16 protein-coding genes are annotated in these 21,813 nt (G+C 58.2%); 5 read left to right on the top strand and 11 right to left on the bottom strand.

Going from position 1 to position 21,813, the window contains the following annotated elements; all coding sequences use genetic code 11:
* Positions 1-6: 6 nt before the first annotated feature.
* The 4 genes from VDP61_RS02755 to VDP61_RS02740 all read right to left on the bottom strand — a co-directional run bounded on the left by VDP61_RS02755 (position 7) and on the right by VDP61_RS02740 (position 4,890).
* Complete coding sequence (locus VDP61_RS02755; protein ID WP_323005404.1) at positions 7-1,248, bottom strand: ABC transporter permease; 1,242 nt, start codon at positions 1,246-1,248, stop codon at positions 7-9.
* 3 nt (positions 1,249-1,251) lie between these two features.
* The gene (locus VDP61_RS02750) at positions 1,252-2,367 is read right to left on the bottom strand and encodes an ABC transporter ATP-binding protein (protein ID WP_323005403.1); all 1,116 of its coding nucleotides are present in this window, start codon (positions 2,365-2,367) and stop codon (positions 1,252-1,254) included.
* Between the two features lie 27 nt (positions 2,368-2,394).
* Positions 2,395-3,447, bottom strand: coding sequence for an ABC transporter substrate-binding protein (locus VDP61_RS02745; protein WP_323005402.1), 1,053 nt, complete (start codon positions 3,445-3,447; stop codon positions 2,395-2,397).
* A 219-nt stretch (positions 3,448-3,666) separates the two neighbouring features.
* Positions 3,667-4,890, bottom strand: coding sequence for an aminopeptidase P family protein (locus tag VDP61_RS02740; protein ID WP_323005479.1), 1,224 nt, complete (start codon positions 4,888-4,890; stop codon positions 3,667-3,669).
* A 129-nt stretch (positions 4,891-5,019) separates the two neighbouring features.
* On the opposite strand from VDP61_RS02740, the gene VDP61_RS02735 reads away from it, so the two are divergent.
* Positions 5,020-5,937: a LysR family transcriptional regulator gene (locus tag VDP61_RS02735; RefSeq protein ID WP_323005401.1), complete on the top strand. Its 918-nt coding sequence runs from the start codon at positions 5,020-5,022 to the stop codon at positions 5,935-5,937.
* A gap of 217 nt (positions 5,938-6,154) precedes the next feature.
* Here the strand turns inward: VDP61_RS02735 and VDP61_RS02730 are convergent, their stop codons facing one another.
* Together VDP61_RS02730 and VDP61_RS02725 are read right to left on the bottom strand one after the other, a co-directional pair.
* Positions 6,155-8,824, bottom strand: coding sequence for a CHAT domain-containing tetratricopeptide repeat protein (locus VDP61_RS02730; protein WP_323005400.1), 2,670 nt, complete (start codon positions 8,822-8,824; stop codon positions 6,155-6,157).
* 126 nt (positions 8,825-8,950) lie between these two features.
* Positions 8,951-10,396 (bottom strand): aldehyde dehydrogenase family protein, encoded by a 1,446-nt coding sequence (locus VDP61_RS02725; protein ID WP_323005399.1) that lies wholly within the window; start codon positions 10,394-10,396, stop codon positions 8,951-8,953.
* 202 nt (positions 10,397-10,598) lie between these two features.
* Here VDP61_RS02725 and VDP61_RS02720 point away from each other — a divergent pair, with 202 nt between their 5' ends.
* The 3 genes from VDP61_RS02720 (at position 10,599) to VDP61_RS02710 (ending at position 12,334) form a co-directional block, all read left to right on the top strand.
* Positions 10,599-11,255, top strand: coding sequence for a peroxiredoxin (locus tag VDP61_RS02720; protein WP_323005398.1), 657 nt, complete (start codon positions 10,599-10,601; stop codon positions 11,253-11,255).
* A gap of 170 nt (positions 11,256-11,425) precedes the next feature.
* Positions 11,426-11,695, top strand: coding sequence for a 30S ribosomal protein S15 (gene rpsO, locus VDP61_RS02715; protein ID WP_323005397.1), 270 nt, complete (start codon positions 11,426-11,428; stop codon positions 11,693-11,695).
* A gap of 159 nt (positions 11,696-11,854) precedes the next feature.
* The gene (locus VDP61_RS02710; RefSeq protein ID WP_323005396.1) at positions 11,855-12,334 is read left to right on the top strand and encodes a pyridoxamine 5'-phosphate oxidase family protein; all 480 of its coding nucleotides are present in this window, start codon (positions 11,855-11,857) and stop codon (positions 12,332-12,334) included.
* A 151-nt stretch (positions 12,335-12,485) separates the two neighbouring features.
* Here VDP61_RS02710 and VDP61_RS02705 read toward each other — a convergent pair whose 3' ends face one another.
* From VDP61_RS02705 to VDP61_RS02685, 5 genes are read right to left on the bottom strand one after another with little or no spacing between them, the layout of a single operon-like run.
* A complete protein-coding gene (locus VDP61_RS02705; protein ID WP_323005395.1) occupies positions 12,486-13,934 on the bottom strand; it encodes a hypothetical protein in 1,449 nt (482 codons plus the stop codon).
* On the bottom strand, positions 13,931-15,049 hold the full coding sequence (locus VDP61_RS02700; protein WP_323005394.1) for a glycosyl hydrolase family 8: 1,119 nt from the start codon (positions 15,047-15,049) through the stop codon (positions 13,931-13,933). Before VDP61_RS02700 ends, VDP61_RS02705 begins: the two co-directional genes overlap by 4 nt.
* Positions 15,046-17,340, bottom strand: coding sequence for a cellulose biosynthesis cyclic di-GMP-binding regulatory protein BcsB (locus VDP61_RS02695; RefSeq protein ID WP_323005393.1), 2,295 nt, complete (start codon positions 17,338-17,340; stop codon positions 15,046-15,048). The genes VDP61_RS02700 and VDP61_RS02695 overlap by 4 nt, the downstream gene beginning before the upstream one ends.
* Complete coding sequence (gene bcsA, locus VDP61_RS02690) at positions 17,337-19,766, bottom strand: UDP-forming cellulose synthase catalytic subunit (RefSeq protein ID WP_323005392.1); 2,430 nt, start codon at positions 19,764-19,766, stop codon at positions 17,337-17,339. The genes VDP61_RS02695 and bcsA overlap by 4 nt, the downstream gene beginning before the upstream one ends.
* Positions 19,767-19,792: 26 nt before the next feature.
* Positions 19,793-20,491, bottom strand: a complete 699-nt coding sequence (locus VDP61_RS02685; protein ID WP_323005391.1) for a hypothetical protein — start codon at positions 20,489-20,491, stop codon at positions 19,793-19,795.
* A gap of 484 nt (positions 20,492-20,975) precedes the next feature.
* On the opposite strand from VDP61_RS02685, the gene VDP61_RS02680 reads away from it, so the two are divergent.
* Complete coding sequence (locus VDP61_RS02680; protein ID WP_323005390.1) at positions 20,976-21,806, top strand: GGDEF domain-containing protein; 831 nt, start codon at positions 20,976-20,978, stop codon at positions 21,804-21,806.
* Positions 21,807-21,813: the final 7 nt, after the last annotated feature.

Here is a 21,813-nt window from a genome sequence, read left to right as displayed (position 1 = left end):
GATGATTTATCCCAGCTTGAACTTGTCAGCGCCGACAAGGCGCAGGAACAGGCCGTAAATGGCCAGCGTGACGATCAGCAAAACCACCCCCAGCGCTGCGGCCAGGCCCCAGTTCAGATCGCGGTTGATATAGGTCGAGATGAAATTCGACACCATCTGATCTTGCGGCCCACCCACCAAGGCGGGGGTGATGTAGTAACCCAGGGACAGGATGAACGTCATCAGACAGCCCGCCACCACACCCGGCACCGTTTGCGGTGCATAAATCCGCCAGAACGCCGAAGTTGGCCCTGCCCCCAGCGACCGCGCGGCGCGCAATTGCGTGGGCTGGATAGACCGCATCACCGAATAGATCGGCAAAATGGTGAATGGCAGTTGGATATGCGTCATCGCTGTGACCGTGCCGACGCGGGTAAAGATAAGCTGTACCTTTTCCGCCGTCAGATGCAGCGTCAGCAAGATGGAATTGATCACCCCATCCGATTGCAGCAACACGACCCAGGCCGTTGTTCGGACCAAAAGCGAGGTCCAAAGCGGCAGCAGCACCATAAGCATCATGATGCCCGCAATGGCCTTTGGCGCGATGGTCAGCACATAGGCCACCGGATAGCCCAGCAGCAAGGTGAAGGCAGTCACCATTCCCGCCACCAAAAGCGTGCGGCCAAGGATCGTCAGAAATACCGCCTGATCCGGGGCTACACGTTCCAGCCCGCCGCCTGGCGATTGCTTCAGATCCACCGCTGTCAGCAGATAATAGGGCGTCAGCCCCGCGCCATTGCGCTTGATCACCGCCCAAGTGTTCGGATCAACCCAGATCGGGTCATCTTGCAAGAACTTGTCGCGGTAAGGGCCGGCCTCCAGCGCCGCAGCCATCCGCGCCGCCGACAGCATCTTGCTGCGCATACCCGAGATTTCATAGTTCAGCCGTTTGCCGACAAGTGCCGCAGTGCGCTCGCTGTTGGCCAGTTTCAGATCATCCGCAAGGGCGGCAAAGACCAGCTCATCAGGGGTGGATTTCCCATCCCAACTGTCCAACGCTTCAAGCGTATGGGGCAAAACAGTTTGCGTTTCGGGGTTATCAACGGCGGTGACCAACAGATACAGAATTGGCGCAACAAAGGCCAAGGCCAGAAAGGCCACCAGCGGCAGCGCCAGCGCAAAAGCCGCGCGACGGGCCGGGCGTGCGGCACGGCGCACCGCCACAAAGGTACGGATACGGTCAATGTCTACAGCTTTGATGTCGGTCATGGCTTACCCCTCCAACAGGCGGCAGTCGGCGGGCATGCAGGCCAGATGCACCGTCTCGCCCGTCTGGAAACTGCGCGACTGTGCCACGGGAATACGGGCAGTGACGATCTGACCGCCAAAGGCCTGCACCGAAAGCCGCATGTGGTCGCCAAGGAAAAACACATCGGTGGCAGTCCCTGAAAAGAGGTTGGCACCATGTGGGGTGTGATCACCCGCCAACATGATGTTTTCGGGCCGTACCGACAGGGTCAGGTCTGCACCAACCGGCGGGGCGCCCACAGCCTTCAGCGCTGCGCCATCGGCCATCTTGACCACGGCAAGGCCTGACTCGATTCCCGCAAAGCTGCATGGCATGGTGTTGTTTTCGCCAATGAACCCTGCCACAAAGCGGTTTTCCGGCGCGTTATACAGCGTCTTGGGGTCGGCAAGCTGCTGGATACGGCCATCATGAAAAACGGCAATCCGGTCTGACATGGTCAGCGCCTCGGATTGGTCATGCGTCACATAGACCATGGTAATGCCAAGGCTGGTTTGCAGATGCTTGATTTCAAGCTGCATCCGTTCGCGCAACTGCTTGTCCAGCGCGCCAAGCGGTTCGTCCATCAGCACAAGCGACGGTTCAAACACCAGCGCGCGGGCCAAGGCGACCCGCTGTTGCTGACCGCCCGACAATTGCGCAGGCTTGCGCTCGCCCATCGCCTCCAGGCTGACGCGGCCAAGCGCGCGCTTGACCTTTTCGCGTGCGGCGTGGCCCTTGATCCCACGATAGCGCAATGGGAAGGCAACATTTTCCGCCACCGTCATATGCGGAAACAGCGCATAGTTCTGAAACACAAAACCGATGTTGCGCTTTTCTGGTGGCAGGCGTTCAACCGGCTTGCCATCCAGCAAGATATGTCCCAGCGTCGGGCGTTCAAACCCGCCCAGCATCATCAGCGTTGTGGTTTTGCCAGAGCCTGACGGCCCGAGCATGGTCAGAAATTCACCCTTGGCGACATCCAGGTTAAGGTCTTTGACCACATATTGGATACCGTCGTAGGATTTCTTGACTTGGGAAAAGCGGACGAGCGCATCCCCCGGATTGCCGGTCGCGGAACTGCGGTCTTGCAAGGCGGTCATGATGCGCTCTCCTTTGTCAAACGGGGCTTATTGTGCCAGCCAGGTTGTGAACCGCTTGCGGATCTCATCACCATTATCGGCCCAGAAGGCGTTATCCAGCGTCAGGGCCACGGTCAGGTTTTCCGGGCTGGTCGGCAGGTTTGCCGCATCTTCGGGGGTGACGAAGGGCGCGGCAGATGTGCGCACCGGACCATAAGGAATGTATTTGGTGGTGGCTGCAAGTACCTCCGGCTCTACCGCGTATTTGATGAAATCCATCGAGGCGGCGATATTCCTGGCACCCTTCGGGATTGCCCAGAAATTCGAGTCAAGGATCTGGTTGTCCCAGACAATCTTGAAATTCTGGCCTTCCTTGTTGGCATTGAAGATACGGCCGTTCCACGCGCTTGTCATCACCACCTCACCCGAGGCCAAAAGCTGTGGGGCTTGCGCACCTGCTTCCCACCACACGATACTGTCCTTGATGCTGTCCAGTTTGGCAAAGGCGCGGTCCAGCCCATCAGGCGTGCCAAGCACCTCATAGACCTGATCCACCGGCACCCCATCAGCCAGCAGCGCAAATTCCAGATTGGTTGCCGGGTTCTTCCACAGCCCGCGCTTGCCAGGGAATTTCGCGGTATCAAACAGGTCGGCCAGCATTGTCGGCCCGTTTTCCAGCGTCGCGGCATTATAGGCCAGTGAGGTGGAATAAACGATTGTCCCCACGCCACATTCCGATGTGGTGCCCGAAATCCAATCGGCCTTGTCGCCGATCTGTGTCCAGTCGATGATTTCAAAAATGCCCTCGTCACAACCTTGCAGCAGGGTCGGTGCATCGACATCCACCACGTCGATCGTGGTATTGCCGGACGAAATCATCGCCGCGATCTTGGCAATCTCGCCGCCGTATTCCTGTTCATCTACTTTGATGCCGGTTTTGGCGGTATAGGTCTCGAATACCGCCTTGCGCTGCGCTTCCTGATAGGCGCCGCCAAAGCTCATGACCGAGATCGAGTCTTGCGCGAATGCCGGAACCGCCGTCAGTGACAGCGCCCCCAGAACCGAAACCGTCAGCGCACGGCGCGTCATTGTGAATTTCATGTGATATCCTCCCTTTGATTTATAATCCCGCTTGGCAGATATGCGTGGCAGGGTATTTGCAGTCTGACAGCGGCTTTGACGAAAGACGCCGTGCCGGTTCATTCTTCAGAACCACGTTTTTCAAACCGGACTCCTCTTTCCTGTTTTGCAGCGCGGCTTTGCCGGTTTCGAAAGGCCTTGCGCCCCAACCTGCAAAGGCCGGGGCGCAAGAGGTGGGATTCAGTTCTTGACGATCAGATGATCGGGGCCATAGGCGAAACCGGTGATATTGGTGTTGCCCTTGTTATTGTCCTTGGTGATGACCAGAATGTCATGCTCGCGGTAGCCACCTGCGCCGGGCAGATGGTTTGGCACGGTGATCATCGGCTCCATTGATACGACCATGCCTTCTTCCAGAACCGTATCGCAATCTTCGCGCAGTTCCAGACCGGCCTCGCGGCCATAGTAGTGGCACAGCACGCCGAAGGAATGGCCATAGCCAAAGCTGCGGTATTGCAGCAGGTTTTCGGCGGCATACATCTCGTTCAATTCCTTGGCGATGTCGCTGCACTTGGCACCCGGCACCAGCAATTCCTTGCCGCGGTCATGCACCGCGCAGTTGATGTTCCACAGGCGGATATGCTCGTCGCTGGCTTCCTCGGAAAACAGCGTTCGCTCCAGCGCCACATAATAACCGGCAACCATCGGGAAGCAGTTCAGCGACAGAATATCGCCTTTTTCGATCTTGCGGCTGGTCACAGGGTTATGCGCGCCATCGGTGTTGATGCCTGACTGGAACCAGGTCCAGGTGTCCAGCAATTCGCCATGCGGCCAAACCTTGGCAATCTCACGCACCATGGTTGCGGTGGAATGCAGGGCCACTTCATGCTCGGGCACACCTACGCCAATCGCCTCGACGCAGGCCGCGCCGCCAATGTCGGCAATCCGGGTCATCTTGGTGATATGGGCGATTTCCTCGGGTGATTTGATCATTCGCAGACGCATCGAGGCGGCGGCGATATCAACAAACTCCATATGCGGGAATTCGGATTTCAGCAGGTTCAGCGTGTCGATGTTGATGTGATCAAACTCAATCCCCAACCGCTTGACGCCGCCGGTCAACCCGCGAATGGCATGAAAATAATTGTCTTTCTGCCAGTCGGTATAGGTGACGTTCCTGCCGCCAAAGGTCCGGCGCCAAGGCTGGCCGCCATCAATGCCCGCGCTGATCGAGGTGGCGATGTTATGATCGACCAAAAAGCCATAGCGGCGGCCAAAATAACAGAACAGAAAGTCAGAATAATAGTTGATGCAGTGATAGCTGGTGAACAGCGCCGCATCAATTCCGGCTTGTGCCATATGGCCCCGGATCGCATCCAATCGCCGCTGCATCTCGCTGTCCGAAAATGTCGGAACGGCCTTTTCGCCGTTGTCCACATAGTTCTGCAACCGCTCACGTTCCATCGAATCCTCCACTGATTTGGGTGGGCCGATATTGGCCCGGTTGCGCATGATCACGCCTGTATTCCGGCCTCTTGTCAAAAGACCATTTTTCACGTTATCATTAATTTTTCTCATGCTTTGGGGCTTCCAATGTCGACACCCCCCCTTAATGCCTTGCGCGCCTTTGAGGCGGTTGCGCGCTTGGGGTCGTTTCGCGCGGCCGCAGAGGCGCTGTTTGTCACGCAATCTGCCATCAGCCACCAAATCCGCAATGTCGAGAATTGGCTGGGAAAACCGCTGTTTGAACGTGAAGGCAACCGGACCCGGCTTTTGCCGCATGGGGCAGAGCTTGCCCACAGTCTGGCGGCATCATTGGCCGAGATCGAAGCCGCCTGTGACCGGGCCCGCAACACCAGTCAGGCGCTTGTTATTGCAGCAATCCCGTCCGTGGCGATGTGCTGGCTGATCCCCCGCCTGAACCGTTTCCGCACCGCCCATCCAGACATCGAAATCCGGATTGTTTACGCAATGCATGGGCGTGAGATCAACTTTCACGATGTCCACCTGGCTTTCGTCTTTGCCAAAGATCCACCAACGGGGCCTATGATAACGGCGCATCTCTATCTGGCAGGGCAAAGCGTGCCGGTGTGCAGCCCGTCATGTCTGGCCCGCCTTGGGCGCCTGCCACAGACTGTCACAGACTTTCTGGCCTTGGGTCTTTTGCATGACGGCACGCCCAAGGGATGGAGCAACTGGCTGTCGGGGCTGACCGGCAGCGCACCAGACCCGACCAAAGCGCGCGGTTTTGATGGCACAAGTTTTGAAGATTTCAACCTGCTTCGCGCCGCCGCCCTGTCGGGGCAAGGTGCAGCCCTTTGTCCAAAAGCCATGATTCAACCTGATCTGGACTCAGGCGGGCTGGTGCAAATTTCAGATCGAATGCTGGACGAAGGGTACAACTACTACCTGCTGTTGTCGCCTTCACCGGCCCCGACCATCAACCGTCAGGCGCGGGCATTTCTGGATTGGGCGATGGCAGAACGGGAAAAAGGCCCGCAGCTTGGCTGATTGAAAGCGTTTTGCCTTGAAACCTTCCTCACCTATCGCGGCCTGAAATCAAGGGTTTCAACGCGTTATGTGATAGACCTTGTTTCAAGCCAAAAGCGAATCGCCGTGGCTAAAGCATCCGCCGCGCAGGTGGCCAAAGATCTGCCCCAACAGCCGGTTCAAGATAGTCTGCAAATCGCCTTCTTCGGGGGTGACAGGCCCTGGCTTGGCCGCCACTTCAGTCAGGGTCGCCCACCAGAACGAAGGGTGCCCAATACGCTGGATGCGACCAGGCTGCGTTTTTCGGGGTGTCGATCATTGACAAGATGGCCTCGCGCTGGGCCTGAGCCGCTTGCAGTTCCGGGTTTGCATCGCGGCGCTTGAAAATATCGGTCATCATCCTGACGGCAGACTGGCTTTCCACTGGCCAATGCGACACCAGCAACGAACGCGCACCAGCATAGGTGAAGGCGCGCGCAAGACCAGACAGGGCCTGCCCGCCCGGCTCATCGCCCACAGCCGTATTGCACGCCGACAAAACCACCCAATCCGCGTTCAATTTTAGCTGTGAAATCTCGCTTGCGGTCAAAAGCCCATCTTCGCCCTGCCCCCCAGTCAGGGCCAATGCCGGCTCACCCAAAACAGCGGTGCCGACGACATCGCCCGACACAAGGCCATGCGTTGCAAAATACAAGATATCGTAATCGCCAAGCGCCGTCTGCTTCAGCCCCGCCTCAGAGGCCAGCGGGCCGACCCGCTGCGCCTCGGGCCCGGCCTTGACGGCGGCAGCGACCTGCGACAGCTCGGTCTCGGTCTCGGGCAAAGGGCTTAGCGTGCCGCGCAGGGTTTGGCCGCCCAACCCGGCCAGCGTTTCGCCGGTTTCAGTATAGACCGGATTGGCAAAGCCCAACAGCGGCGCGCCATGGCGCAGGGTATTTTTTGCAAGGCTTGCCAGCTTCAGCGAAAAAACCGACGGCAAAACCGTGATCGCAAAATCACGCACCAACCAACTGGCCGTTTGATCGGTGACGCTTTCATCCGTCGGCTTCGTGATAAGCAAATGCGGCGGGATTGCCGCCATAGGGCCACGCAAATCGGCGTAAAGATGTTTGCGCTTGCCGTTGATCGCAAACACCTGACCGATAGACGCGTCATAAAGCCAATCGGCGGCCTTGAAATCAAATTGCGCGGTGGCGGGTGCTTTGGGCTGATCAAGGGCAATGGCCCCACGCAGCCCCAGCTTCAACGAAATACCGGCGCGGATATCGGCAACCGCCGCCGCATAATCTGAGGCGCCATAGGGCAAAATGGCAAAGGAGAGTCCAGCTTCGGTCACGGCCATCGCAAAAGCGGGCGACTCTTCATGGTCGCCAAAATCAACGATAACCAGCGCGCCCTCGGTTCCCAGGATGGTTTGCACCTCGGGCACAGTCAGCACGCCGCCCCCGGTCAGATCAGCAAGGCTGGTGCGGGTTCTGTACAGCGCGGTTTCAGCACCGCTGCGCAAGACCGCATTATCGGCAATCTGCCGCCGCAACACCCCTTCTTGGGCTGTGTCACGCTCGGCCTGCGGCTTGGATATTGCGTCGAAAAGCTGCGCCTCAAGGGATTTCTGGAAATTGTAGCTGTCTGTAATCTGGCGAAAGCTGTTGGCATCCTCGGAATCATTCAACGCAAATCGGGTGGCAAGCTGTAGCGTAGCAAAGCCCGCAGCCGAGGAGCTAGCCTTTTGGACGACGCGAAACAGCTCGGCTGCGGCGGTTTCATAGGGCATCTGATTTGCCTCTGCGGCCCGGACAAGATATTTTATCAAAATATCCCGGCTGGCAAAGCCTGCCGTTTCCGCCCGCAGCGCAAATTCAGCCGCAGCGGCATAGTTTCCGGCATCGCCCGCCATCGCCGCATATTCCAGCAAGGGGCGGCCCAAGACGGGATGCGAGGGCGAAAGCTGCTGTTCCTTGACCGCGATTGACTGCGCCATCAGGGCCAAAGCCTTATCAAGCCCCGCCCTGCCCGGCTCGACCCAAGTGTAAAGCAAGGCTTCCAACTCATAGGTATCAGCGTGAAACAGGCTGTCGGGGCCATAGGTAACCGTCGCGGCCGCCCGCATATCGCCCAGCAAGGCCTTTACCTCGGCATAGCCCCTGACCTTCAGCAGGGCATTGCCAAAAAACAACTGCTGGCTCAGCACGCGCGGGTGATTGCGCCCCCAATAATCAACCAGCATCGGAATGGCTTTGCGAAAGGCAGCGACCGATTCAGGGAATTTTTCCAGGTCGTAATAGGTTGCCGCAATCTGCGCGGTGATATTGCTGCGCTGATTAAGGTTTTCAACGCTTTTCACGGCTTCATAGGCGGTTGCAAGCCGTTCATACAGCGCCAGCGATTGGGCAACATAACCCAGCGCCTGATAGGTTCGGGCAAGGTTGAAGCTGAAGATCAGGGTGGTATCGTGATCCGGGCCAAAAAGCGCTTCGGCTGCCGTAACCGCCTCGATGTGCAGCGGCAGTGCCTTATCGGCACTGCCGGTATCGCCAAGCAAATTGGCATAAGCGACCGAAACCTTGATCCGTATCGGCGCGTATTCGGTGAAATTCTTTGTGGCCCTTGCGTGAAGGGTTTCAAGCAAGGCCAGGGCCGCGCCGCTGTCCTTGACCCCAAGCATCATATTCGAAAGCGTTATGCCCGCATGCAGGGTATTTTGCGCCTCTGGGCCAAACTCGGTGACGGTTTTGTCATAGACCTTTCTGGCCTGTGCCAACGCGCCCTGAACATCGCCTGTACGGTAGATATCCCAACTGAACTGATCATCCTTGGCAAATTCCGCTTCCGAATAGGCAAGGGCCGGCAAAGTCATCAAAAACAGTGACAAACAGAATGCAATCGACCGCTTGGTCAAAACCTTCATCCGCAGGCTTCCCACAAGAAAAACAAAGCAATGCGTTACATTAGATTTTCCGGCACCCTGTAGCAACAGTTCTGATTGCGCCGGTGCCGTTGATGGGGGAACTGGCCCCCATCAACGCTGCCCGATTTACTCGGCGTCGGAATCCCAGCCTGAAATAGCCTTGGCCTCCAAAAACTCTTCCAAGCCCCAATGGCCACCTTCACGCGCCCGCCCCGAGGCCTTGACACCGCCAAACGGTGCCCCCGCCCCACGGCTTGTACCATTCATTTCCACCATACCGGACCGAAGCTTGCGCGCCAGCCGGTTGCGGCGGGAACCGTCAGAGGATTGGACGTAGTTTGTCAGCCCATATGGCGTATCATTGGCAATGCGCAGGGCCTCCTCCTCGCTATCAAACGGGATGATTGACAGCACGGGGCCAAAGATTTCCTCGCGTTCAATCGTCATGCCCGGCTTTACATCTGCGAACACTGTCGGGCGCACATAGAATCCTTTGTTCATGCCCTCGGGCAGGCCGGGACCGCCTGCAACCAGCCGCGCGCCTTCGTCAATGCCCTTCTGGATATAGCCCTGAATCTGATCCCATTGGCGACGGTTCACCACCGGGCCGATATGGCGACCTTCCTCAGCTGCCGGGCCAACCTTGATGCTGCTGGCGGTTTCGGCGGCAATCTCAACCGCTTTGTCATAGATACTGCGTTCCACCAGCATCCGGCTAGGGGCGTTGCACGACTGGCCCGAGTTGTTCATCATATGCAGCACGCCGCGCTTTACCGCCTTTTCATCGGCATCGGCAAAAATCAGGTTCGCGCCTTTGCCGCCCAGCTCCAACGTCACGCGTTTCATCGTTTCAGCCGCCGCGATCGAAATCGCCCGCCCCGCGCGGGTGGACCCGGTAAAGGAAATCATTTCAATATCCGGGTGGCTGGAAAGCTGGGTGCCAACACCCATGCCGTCGCCGTTCACAAGGTTGAACACGCCCGCAGGCACGCCTGCGTCATGGCAAAACTCGGCGAACAGCATCGACGACAGCGGGCTTTCCTCGGACGGTTTCAGCACGCAGGTACACCCCGCCAACAGCGCCGGAATCACCTTGAGCGTGACTTGGTTCATCGGCCAGTTCCAGGGCGTAATCAGCCCGACCACGCCAATCGGCTCCATCGAGATCCGGTCATTCGGGGCATGGGGGCCAAGCGGGCGAATCCATTCCATTTCGTCGAATGCGGTCAGGAAATCTTCGGTATGCCCCGGCAAGCAGGGGGCCTGGCTGCTGCGGGCCAGATCAATCGGTGCGCCCATTTCAACGCTGATGGCTTGCGCCATTTCCTCGGCCCGCGCCTCATATTGCGCGAGAATGCCGACAACCACGGCACGGCGTTCGGCGGGCGTCGTTACCGACCATGTTTCAAACGCGGTTTTGGCTGCGGCCACTGCGGCATCGGTATCGGCCTGCGACCCAAGCGAGATTACGGCGCAAACCTCCTCGGTTGAGGGGTTGATGACATCGCAATCGCGCGGTGTAGCGGGGGCGACCCATTGGCCGTTGATATAAAATTGGCGTTTATCGAGCATGCAAGCCTCCTGAATGTCTTTGCCATACCGTGGCACCGGAACGACAAACCTGCAAGACCGGCATTGATGCCAAGGCCACTTGCCGCGCCCTGCCGCCAGCCGCCGCCGATGAACTTTTTTGTGGCGGCCGAACCGCCAAGGGGTGCAAAATCGGTATCAAAGGCATATGTCAGAGGCAACAAGACCCAAGATGGAGAATAACATGTCTGTTCGTATCAATGATATCGCCCCTGACTTTACCGCTGAAAGCACCGCCGGCACGATCAAGTTTCATGACTGGATCGGCGACAACTATGCGATCATCTTCAGCCACCCGCGCGATTTTACGCCGGTCTGCACCACGGAATTTGGCGCGGTGGCGCAATTGGCCCCGGAATTTGCCAAGCGCAAGACCAAGGTGATGGGTGTTTCGGTTGATTCGGTCGAAGAGCATGTGAAGTGGAAAAACGATATCGCCGCCGTTGCCGGGGTGCCTGCCGATTTTCCGATCATTGATGATACCTCGCTGACCGTTTCCAAAGCCTTCGATATGCTGCCCGCTGATTACTATCTGCCGGGCGCAGACCGCACACCTGCCAATACCGCGACCGTGCGCAGCGTCTATATCATCGGGCCGGACAAGAAGATCCGCCTGAGCATGACCTACCCGATGTCGGTCGGCCGCAATTTTGCCGAGATCATTCGCGCGCTCGACGCTGTACAGGCCACCGATGGCGCGCCAATCGCCACCCCTGCCAACTGGCTGCCGGGTGAAGATGTGATCGTGTCGATGTCGCTTGACAACAAGGCCGCCGAGGCAAAATTCGGCGCGCTCGACATCAAGCTGCCTTACCTGCGCTATGCCAAAGCGCCGAAGTAACGGCCTGTGCGGCCCTCGGGAAACCGGGGGCCGTTTGTTTTGCGCAAGTTCCGCTTTCCTTCCTTGCCGAATCCGCCTATACGCTGCCGGTCCCGCCTTGCGCGGGGTGCCAAGGGCCTTGCTGGACGACATCCCGGCCTGCGCCGTCACATTCAACTATGGAGAACCCGATGTCGATTACGCCAGAACTGAAAGCCCAACTGATCAAAGAATACGCCACCAAAGAAGGTGACACCGGCTCGCCCGAAGTACAGGTTGCCATCTTGACCTCGCGCATCACCACTTTGACCGAGCATTTCAAAGGCCACAAGAAAGACAACCACTCGCGCCGTGGTTTGCTGATGATGGTTGCCCAGCGCCGCAAGCTGCTGGATTATACCAAAAGCAAAAACGAAGAGCGTTACCAGTCGCTGATCAAGCGTCTCGGCATCCGCCGCTAACGCCCTTACGATTTTTTCGGATTTAAGCGCCCGTAGCACCTTGCTGCGGGCGTTTTGCGTTGTTCTGTTAAGAGAATGGCTTGCCTGCGCTTTCTCGCTGGGGGAACGAAAGCCATCCTTTGGCGTTATACCCACACGTCAATTCAAAGGAGATTCTGCATGACCGACCTTAAAGGCGAATTCTGGGAGCGGATGGAAGATGTACGGACCGCAATGCTTGGCATAAAAGGCGTGGGGCGGCTGGTAGCGATGTCACCGCGCACCGATGACGACGCGCCGGGGGCGATCTGGTTCATCACGGCCAAAGGCACTGATCTTGCCAAAGGTACTGTCTCGGGGCCCTGTGCGGCGCAACTGGTGGTGGCCGATGATGCTGCCGGGCTTTACGCCGATGTCGAGGGCACATTGGCCCATTCCACCGACCGCGAGGCGCTGGACGAGACATGGAGCTTTGTTGCCGACTCGTGGTTTGAGGGTGGAAAGGCCGACCCCGATGTCTGCCTGTTGCGGTTCACCCCACGACAGGCCGAAGTTTCCGTAACCACGACCAGCAGCCTGAGCTTCTTTTATGAGATGGCAAAGGCACGGTTGGCCGATGAAAAGCCGGATCTGGGCGCGCAAGGAACTGTTCGGTTTTGAATGGCCGGGGTTCGGTCAGATAAGGCGTTTCGGGAAGTATTTGATACCTCGCCAATGCCCCAACGGCGCGTCACGCGGCAGGGTATTGGCGATTCAGGTTTTTGCCGAAACGCCGTAGGGTCACCACCACCAGCGCCCCTTTTTGGGCGCTCTACCTTGCCGCGCTCAGCGCCTTGCTGGTTTCTGCCGTTGCCAAAGCGCTGTGCAGCGTTTCAAACTGGGCGCGGGCGCGGGCGCGGTCACCAAGGTTCAGATAGGCATAGCCACGCATGATCGCCAGATCACGGCGCAACGTGCCTTGCAGCTGCTCCAATGCATCAAAGTAATCAATCGAGGCGGCGTAATCCTTGGCCTGATAAGACGCGACACCGCGTTGATCAAGAATGATGATTTCAACTTCGCGCCGTTGGTCAGTGGTAAGGTTGGTGCGGGCCGCGGTTTGCGCCGCGTCTTCGGTCATGCCCCGCTTGAGAAGCGAAAGGGTCAAGCCGAAAAGCGCATCTCGGGTTACAGTGCCGCCAAGCCCGGCCTGCGCTGCGGCAGAAAAATAGGCAATGGATTCAAGCGGGCGATCATAGTTATAGGCGCACCACGCCCGTTCATATGCCAGATCAAGCGATCCGGGGCGGGCTGAAACGGCAAGGCAATCCCCAAAGCGACCCGCCTCTTTTGCTGCGCGCGCACGTCCCAGACGCGAATCGCCGCTATGGGGCAGGGATGCCAGCGCGGGTGCGGCATTGGACGCGACGCGCTGCTGCGGCGCGGGTTGCTCTGGGATATTTTCTGCGGGGACTTTTGGCGCGGTCTTTGGCGGTGCAGCAACAGGCGCCGATTTTGCAGCAACCTCTGCCACGGGTGCCGCACGACCAGAGCCGCGGCCAGCCAAAAGACGCTGGTTAAGCCCATTGAAGGTCGTCGCATGGGCGGGAAAGCGTTGTTTGGCAAGATCGGTCAGCGCTGTCAGCTGCGCATCCGAGGTGACCGCTTCGGCCTTTTCGATTGTCGCAACCACATCTGGAATGGCCGTGCAGGTTCGCACTGTCTGGGTATAGGCCGCCAACGCCCGAGAGGGGTCGCCAGAGGCTGTTTGCAGCTCTGCCAGGTTCCAGGCGTTATTGATCCGGTCACAGCGGAACAGTTCCGGAACCCGCTTGCCGATCCGCACCGCCTCGGCGGCGTTGCGGGTGTTTACGGCGCGGTCAAAGGCCACTTGCGCCTCGATCAGTTCAATCTGGCGTGCCAGATCTGTGGGAACCTGCCATGAAGGAAAGCGCGCCTTGGTGGTTTGCAGCACGCGGCGAACCCCCTCAATATCGCCACGCGCAAGCCGGGCATAGATATCGGCAACCTCTTTGGTGGGCTGCGTTATCAGCAAGCTGGTCAGATCGGCTGGCGGCGTCCAGCCTGGAAACTCGGCCTGCAGGCGGCGAACTTCGGCATCAATCGCACCCGCTTCCTTGTTTTCCACATAAAATCGCAAGGCGCGCAGGTCTTCGTTGCCCGGCATGGATTGCGCAAAGGCGGCACCGTTCAGGCACAGCGCACCAACCAACAGAACCGCAAGTGCTTTGGGGCGGGAAAGGGTAAAGATCTGTTTCATATCGGCACACACTCGGGCGCGGCGGTGATCTGCGCGATCAGCGCCATCAGATGAAGGGTTGCGGGGTAGTAAGCTTGGTCGACCGTTCGATACACAGGAATGGCAGACCCCGCAGTGCTGGCGGTATTACAATCCACCAAGGCTGCCAATGCCGCATATCCGACATGATGGCTGGTTTCAATGACGGCCCCTGATGCCCGATCAAACACTGTCACATTGTTGCCCATATCAGGGTCGCCCAGGGCCCCGGCGCGACGATAGGCAGCGGCCTGGGCGGCAACTGCGGCATGATTGGTGTTGCCAGACCAGATCAAGAACAGTGGCACGCGCATTGCTTCGTATCCGTTGCGGTCAGACTGGTCACGCGGCAGGAACAGACCCTGTGGGCCGACCCCGATCCAATCCGGCATCGGGCCTTCTTGTGACAAGGCCTGCATAATCACGTCCCCATCTGCGGCACAGGTCGCAAGGGCGCGGGCGCCGGTAGCGCGGGCAACTTCGCGCATCGCAAGCGGCATATAATAGGACAGGTTGATGATAACCCCCTCCTCATGCACAAAACCTTGCGCGGCAGGCAGCATCAGCATCCGCCCCGAGCCATCCGGGGCCAAAACCACGCATTGCGCCACAAGATCGGCCGCAATTGCACGGGCACGGTCCATCAGGGCCGGGTAGCCTTCTCGTTGTGCCCGAAGCACCAGCGCCCACGCATAGAACAGATCGCCGTCGCTTGCATTATTCAGGTCCGGCACGCCACCATTGCCTTCGGGCAGCCAACGCCACGCCAGCAAGGAATCCGAGCGGATCGCCAGATTGGCCTCGGTCCAATCAAAAATCAGATCAAACGCTGCGTAATCGCCAAAGATGGCGGCCAAGAGCAGGCCATAGCCCTGGCTTTCGGAATGGCTGGCCCCCTGCTGCATCGTATCCACCACGCGACCATCGTCGGACAGGTAGGCGGCCTTCCACGCGGCCCAAGGGACATTCAGCGGGTTACGCTCTGTGCTGAACTCGGCAAACGGGTCGGCTGTTTGTGCAACAACTGCCATCGGGCCCAAACCGGAACATACAGCTGCAAGGCATGCCATCTGGCGCAAGGCGTTTCTACGGTTCATCGTTTGCGCTTTCCTCGTGTTGTAATAAGAAATATCAGCGCCAGACAGCCCGACACAAGCGTCAGCGCCAGCAGCAAGGCCCCGAAAAAAAGCGGTGACCAAGACGCGTAATTGCCCGCAACGGTGCGAAAGTTGGCCACTGTCAGCGGTTCTTGCAGGGCCGGGGGCGGGCGTGAGCTGTGCCAGTTCTGCCATGTTCCATCTGCCGTCAGAATAGAAAACCGGCCCCGCGGCCCCTCGGCCGACAGCCGCGCCTGCGCCAAAACGGCCGCCAGGCGCAGAGGGTCGCTTTGCGGGCGCACCATTAGCCAAACCGCGTTTGGCGCAGCATTTCGTGGAATGAACAGTGCCGCCTCGGCCTCGCGGCCTATCAGCCAGCTTGTCAACGGGCCGTCATCGGGTATCGCGATCTGCCTGAGCTGCGTCAGGGTGGTTTGAACAAAGGCCCGTCCGCGCGCCAGAATTCCGGGTGCCAACACATCCGGGGCCAGCGCGCTGGTCGAGGTTGTTTCATCTGCCACCGCCGCTGTTGCGTTGGACGGAGCGCCCGAAAGCGCCGGAAAAAGGCGCAACAAATCACGGCGGCTTACGCCCAGGTCGCTCAGGCTCAGGGTTTCTTCTGCCGCTTCGAACGTCACGTTCAGGCTGGCACCCTCCAGACGCTCGGTTTGTGCGACAGGGCGCAGCGCGGCCGCCAGTATGGCCGGAAGATTCGTGGCCCCACGCTCTGCCAATACGGCTGAAGACCCTGCGATTTGATCACTGCGCAAGACCGTCAGGGTGCGGGCGATATCGGCCATCTGCATTCGCGGCGACGGCGGAACCAGCAGCGTAGAGTCATCACCGATTTGTAAAAGTGCGGCAGAGGTCGGCGGGCAGGGCAAACCAGGGGGGTCACCAGGCACAATGGTAACAAACGTCAGCACATTGGCGCCCGGACGCAGCAAACGAGCCCGAAAATCGACATCCAGTGTCGGCAATTCATTGCCGCCATCGCGGTCCAGCGGCAGCATCCGAATGGTGGTTCCATTCATCTTGACCAGCATCAGCGCGCCCTGCGCCAGCCCCTCTATAAAGCTGTAGTTCAGCTGCAGCATGGCCTTTTGCGAGGCAAGCAAAAGCCAATCATCAGGCAGCCGAAAGGTGACCTTTTGTTCCGTGTAACGGTTGAAAGCCTGGGTTTGCACAAAGCCAAGGTCCCGCAGTGGCGTCACCAATCCGGGCGAGAGAAGCGCGTTATTTGCGACGGGCGCAGGCAGGGGCAAAATCCCCTCCAGATCCGGCAAAGCACCGTCAAAACCCATCGTCAGCAGCAAAACCACAGTGCCATCCCCGGCACGACGGATATCAACGCTGGGCTGTGGACCATAAATTACCGTGATCCGCGCCAGCGGTGCCGGGCCGTCGGCCACACCGTAAGGCTGTTCGGATGCCAGCAATACCGGTCCGCCGCCGCGCAACCCCATCAGGCGCTGTGTCAGCACTTCAAGCACCCGCTCATCTGCCATGTCAGCCGTCAGCCGTACAGGAAGATGGCCCGCCATGGCCAGTTGCGCGCGCAACGCCATCAGCATACCGCCTGCATCCATCGGCAGGTCACCACGCGCAATACGGACGCCGCTGGTGTTGGTGTCGATCTCGGTCCAGACGTCAAAGGTCGCATCAGGGCCACAAAAAATGCGGTTGACGTGATTGAGGGTGACAATGATCTCATTTTGCCCCTCGGTCAAAAGCGCGCCGGGCAGAATTATCTGTTTGAACCCTTCAAAGGCATCCGGCCGGATAATCGGAAGATCAACACCGTTGACACGGATCGCCAGACGCGACTGCTCGGACAGAACGTAGATCGAAACCCGGTAAGACAGCACCATATCCCGAATGGCTGACGATTGCGGCAAATCAACGTAGAATGCCTCGCTTTGCACTTCACCTGTCAGCCGCACAATGCCATCCAGCGTCGCGTTGCCGGCATGCAGGGGCAACAGCAAGTCATCCGACGGTCCGCGCCACATCTCTTGCCCGGCATCCGAGCGGGCAAAGACCGGCAAGGTCAGCAAGCTCTCATCCAGTATCTCGGCCTTCAAGGGCGGGGCGCTGACCTCGGGGGCGGGCGCCGGGATGATGCCCCCAGCGCTGCCCTGCTCAACAGGAGCATCCAAGACGGCATCAAGATCTATCATCGGCGGGTCATCGGGGCTGACGCCGGTCTGCGCCGAAACCGGGCCACTGGTGGCCAATGCCAATGCCAGTACCACCACGAGACGAACAAGACCGATTTTGCAAACTGTCATTTGTCTACCCGCCTGGCGGAACTGTCGCCTTTGACACCAGGAAACCTTGCTGCCATTTCCCGCAGGTAGGCGGATTCGGCAGCTGTACTGCGAGACTGCTCTTGCGCCGCCACAATCTGGGCCTGCCGTGCGGCCTGTGCTGCGCGGGCCTGCGCCTCCAGATCGACACCAAAGGCCAGAAGATGGGCCGGCTTTTCATTGGCAAGCGGCACGCTGCGGATGGCAGCACGGCGAGCGGGCTCACGCGCCAGATCGCGCATCAACGCCGGGAAACCGGTAAGGAAAAGATAAATCGTATAGCCAAACCCGGCCAGAACCCCCTTCTTGGCCTGGCTTGCCTGACGGTATTTGCGCCAGTTCTCGCTATCGCCAAAAATCAGAAAGGCGACAGAGGATTGCACCTTCATATCCTGATCCGGTTCAAGAAACAGGCCAAGCACCTGCCCCTCTGGGGCGGATTGAATTGCGACGATCCGCGCAAGTACGGGGGCCTCCAGATGCGGGGAATCTTCAAAAAACGGACGGAAATAAACCGATTGCCCTTCAAGCTGGGCCGCGGGCAGGGGAAATTTGGTTTTCAGCAAAATCCGCATGCCGCCCGTTGAGGCATCTATTATCCTGACCGGGATCGTATTCTCACTATCCCCAGCCAACCACAGGGTAGCGGGTGTATCCATCTTTACCCGCGGTGCCGAGCGGCGCTGTTGCTTTTCAGCCACCGCGCGATACGCCAATGAGACCAGAAGAAAGTTGAAAATAGCCCAGCCCCCCACGACGATCAGCACCGTATGGTCGCCGGGAAACGCGATCCAGCGGATAATCAGCGCGATGACCCCTGCAAGCGTTACCAGCCACATAAAGGTCAGCGGGCCGTGGATTGGCGAAATGTAATCTTCGGCCAGGGTTTCATCCTTGGCGGTCACATTGAAACTTGCGCTGCGGGGGCGAATTATGGTTCTGAGAACGGCCTTTGCCAGATAGGGCGACTGCGCAACCTCATAAATCTCTGAGATCAACGGCCAGCGCGTTCGTTTATACAGCGCATTCTGCACCAGATAGGCCACAGCAAGGTAACTGAGCATATAGGCCATGACGTCACTGAATGTGGCGACAAAAATTTCTATCCCCAGAAACAGATAAACCAGTGGCGCGTAAATAAAGGTAAGCCGGATCAGCGGAAAAACCCAAAAGCTCATCGAGTTGATGTAGCACATGCGTTGCGGCAAGCGCAGACCTTTACGAAAGAGCGGGTTTTTCAACATCAACATCTGCATCATGCCCGATGCCCAGCGCCCGCGCTGCTGAATGAAAGAAGCAAAGGTTTCAGGCTGCAAACCAGCAATCATCGCGCGGTTTACATAGAGGCTTTTCCAACCTGCCGCATGAATTTCCAGCGCGGTTTCAGCGTCTTCGGTAATGGTTTCACCCGCAAAACCACCCACACTGTCAAGCGCCGCACGCCGCAACACAGCCGCCGAGCCGCAAAAGAACGCGCCGCCCCAGCGATCCAGCCCGCGGTGCACCTCGCTGTAGAACATCTCATTTTCAGGCGGACACTCCTGGCTGAGTTGCAAGTTGCGCTGGATCGGATCGGGATTGATGAAAAAATGCGGGGTCTGGACCAGAAACAACTTGGGATCTTCGTTGAAATAGCCAACGGTGCGGGCCAGAAAATCACGGGTCGGCACGTGGTCGGCATCGAACACCACCACCAGATCACCGTCCAGATCCTCTAGCGCGGCCGACATGTTGCCTGCCTTGGCGTGTTCATTGCGGGCACGCGTGGAATATTTTGCACCCAACTCGGCACAAAGCGCCTGCAAGTCGGCGCGCCGTTTTCTCGACTTTTCGGCAAGTTCGGCATTGTCGGAATTGCAGCGTTGGTCTGTACCGCCATCATCGCATAACACCACGGTTCGCAACTCACGCGGATAGATCATGTTCAGCGCCGCTGCCAAGGTGATGCTCAGCATCTCGACAGGTTCATTGTAGGACGGGATCAAAATATCAACCGTCGGCAGTTCATCCAGCGGAACCTGTGGCGGAAACGGGCGTTCGGTCGGATCTGAGATCACAAAGGCATTCAGCAAGAATACAAGGATCGAATAGGTTTCAACCACCAACAACAAGGTCGCAAGCACGAAAGGCAGCGTAAACCCAACCTCGGGAATGGTTTCCAAAACACGCCAGAACCAATAGCGCAGCACGATAATCGTCGCTGTCGCCAATAACAAAACCCGTGGCACCAGCTTGTGCGACATCGGTTTCAGCAAGGTAACGATGGTGACCGCAACAAGCCCCAAAAACGCCTGGCCGCCGGTTGATGTCGGTACGCTGGCCAAAACCGCAATCGGGATTGCGACCAGTATCCACAGAATAAGGACTGGCAGGTTCCGAGTTTCCCCTTTTGATTTTTTCTCTTTCATAATCTGTCAAACCACGCCTGTCTTGATCATGGCCGTGGACCTGCCAGTGGCGACAATAAGCGGGCACTGTCGTAAGGCGCGGTGGGGGCGTAGGCGACCGAGCGGTTGATCTGACCGTCGCGGATCGGGGCCAGCGCATCGTCGATAGAGCCATTGACGCAGTTGCGCAGCATGATGTCCAAGGCGCGCGTTCCTTTCGGCAAGGCGCGCGCGCCGCTGCCCAACTGGCGGAACGCAAGCACACAGTTAACCTGCCCGCCCGCAGTATATTCTTGCCAGAAATAGGTCCCGAGGCTGTCGCTGGCACTGCGCAGATTGTCGTTGCCCAAGGCCCGGAACGGGTAGGGAACCTCGCCAAAACGTGCGGTCAGTTTTTGCAGGCTAAGCCCTGAACGAACCTGGCCCTCACGCCCCGCATTTGCATTCAGCCACAAAAAATTGTCGCCCTTCAGGGTGGTTTCATTTTCCAACCCGATGATCTGTTCATTATCGCGGGCAGTATTGCGCTGCACCATGACCAGCGCAGTCGGCGGCACGGCCCAGACGCGCCCCAATTGGCCGCGGGTGAACTGTGCATTTGCTGTTGCCCCATCCTGCCCGGAACTGCCAAAACCGGGCAGATCAAGCCCCGGAACGGATGTACATGCGGCCACGGCCACAGCAATGCCAAGGAAAGCCCGATTCAGGGCCGTTCGCGCAAGCGGACGGTTAGCGGCACGAATCATCAAATCCTCCCCTTCAGATGGCGGACGGGTTGCCGATTTGTCAGCATTATTCATTTATGTACGTCACTACTGCTCATCGAAACCCGGTTCCGATTTATTCGGACTTCTCGAGAAAAATCGACTTTGGTAGTTTTGTCGAAAAATGTTTCAATTTTCCAGTAATTTCTATGCAACTTCACTGCCCGTGACATTTTTGTCGGACCTGTGACACCGTTCAGGTCAGCCGCATTTCCTGATCGCGATGCCGTTTTTTGGTGATCGGTCCGAAAAAAGCCCCAGTTGGCAACGTCTGCCTTGTTTCTGCCACACCCTGCAACTTGAAACCCAAATCGAGCCACAATCGGACCACATTCGGCTGGTTAATGTCCAATTAACGATAGTCAGCAGCCGGGCACGAGACTCGGCAATGTTTCAAACGGATGGAAATCAGATGCCTTGGACAGCGACAAAGCCACATAACGAAGCAACCCTTCTTGGGGGAAATTTGCGTCTGACTGGCCTGTCGTCGAAAATGGGCGGTGCTGGTGTTGTTCCTTTTATTGCTGCCATCGCGGCCTATCTTTTGGGTGTGACCATCACCGGGTTTGTGCCCATGGCTGTTGCCATCGCAGCCGGGCTGGTTGGCCTGATTTGCCTGATCGGAATTGATCAACTGCAAGGCCAGGCCCCCACCACCAACACATATGAAGCAACCGCAGATGCCCGCCTTGCAGGGCTGGAGCGCAAAAATGCCGCACTTCAGTTTGCCCTGGATTTGGCGCAAGCACGGCTGAGCCAGTCTATCGCCGAGCGTGACACCCTGGCTGTAGAGTTGACAGTTGACCCACTGACCGGGGTACAGAACCGTCGCGGGCTGGAGGCTGCGTTTGCAGATTGCGGCGCGGGTACAGTCATGGCGCTGCTGGATATCGACCATTTCAAAAAGATCAACGATACACTTGGCCATGATGTTGGTGATCGTGTGCTGCGTGATTTCGCCCAACGGCTGCGCGGCGCGCTGAATGACAGCCTGCCAATCTATCGTATCGGTGGCGAAGAATTTGTCGTCCTCTTCCCCAAAGCCCAGATGGAAACCGTTTCTGCCCTTCTGTCCGACTTTCGCACTGATCTGCAGGCTGCCAATGTCACACGGACCGAAGACGGCATGACGGTTTCGTTCTCGGCGGGCCTTGCCCTGCGGATGGATACAGCACAAAGCTTTGATGCGATTTTCAAGCAAGCTGACGAAAGACTGTACACTGCCAAGATGACAGGCCGCGCTAAAACCGTCTATTGTGACCTTGCGCCCCGTGATGAAATGGCCATTGCGGCCTAAGTCCCGG

It is taken from the genome of Pseudorhodobacter sp. (assembly GCF_034675685.1).
Lineage (GTDB): Bacteria > Pseudomonadota > Alphaproteobacteria > Rhodobacterales > Rhodobacteraceae > Pseudorhodobacter.
The sequence above is the reverse complement of the archived record's forward strand: the minus strand, read 5'-3'. Positions and strand labels throughout refer to the sequence as shown.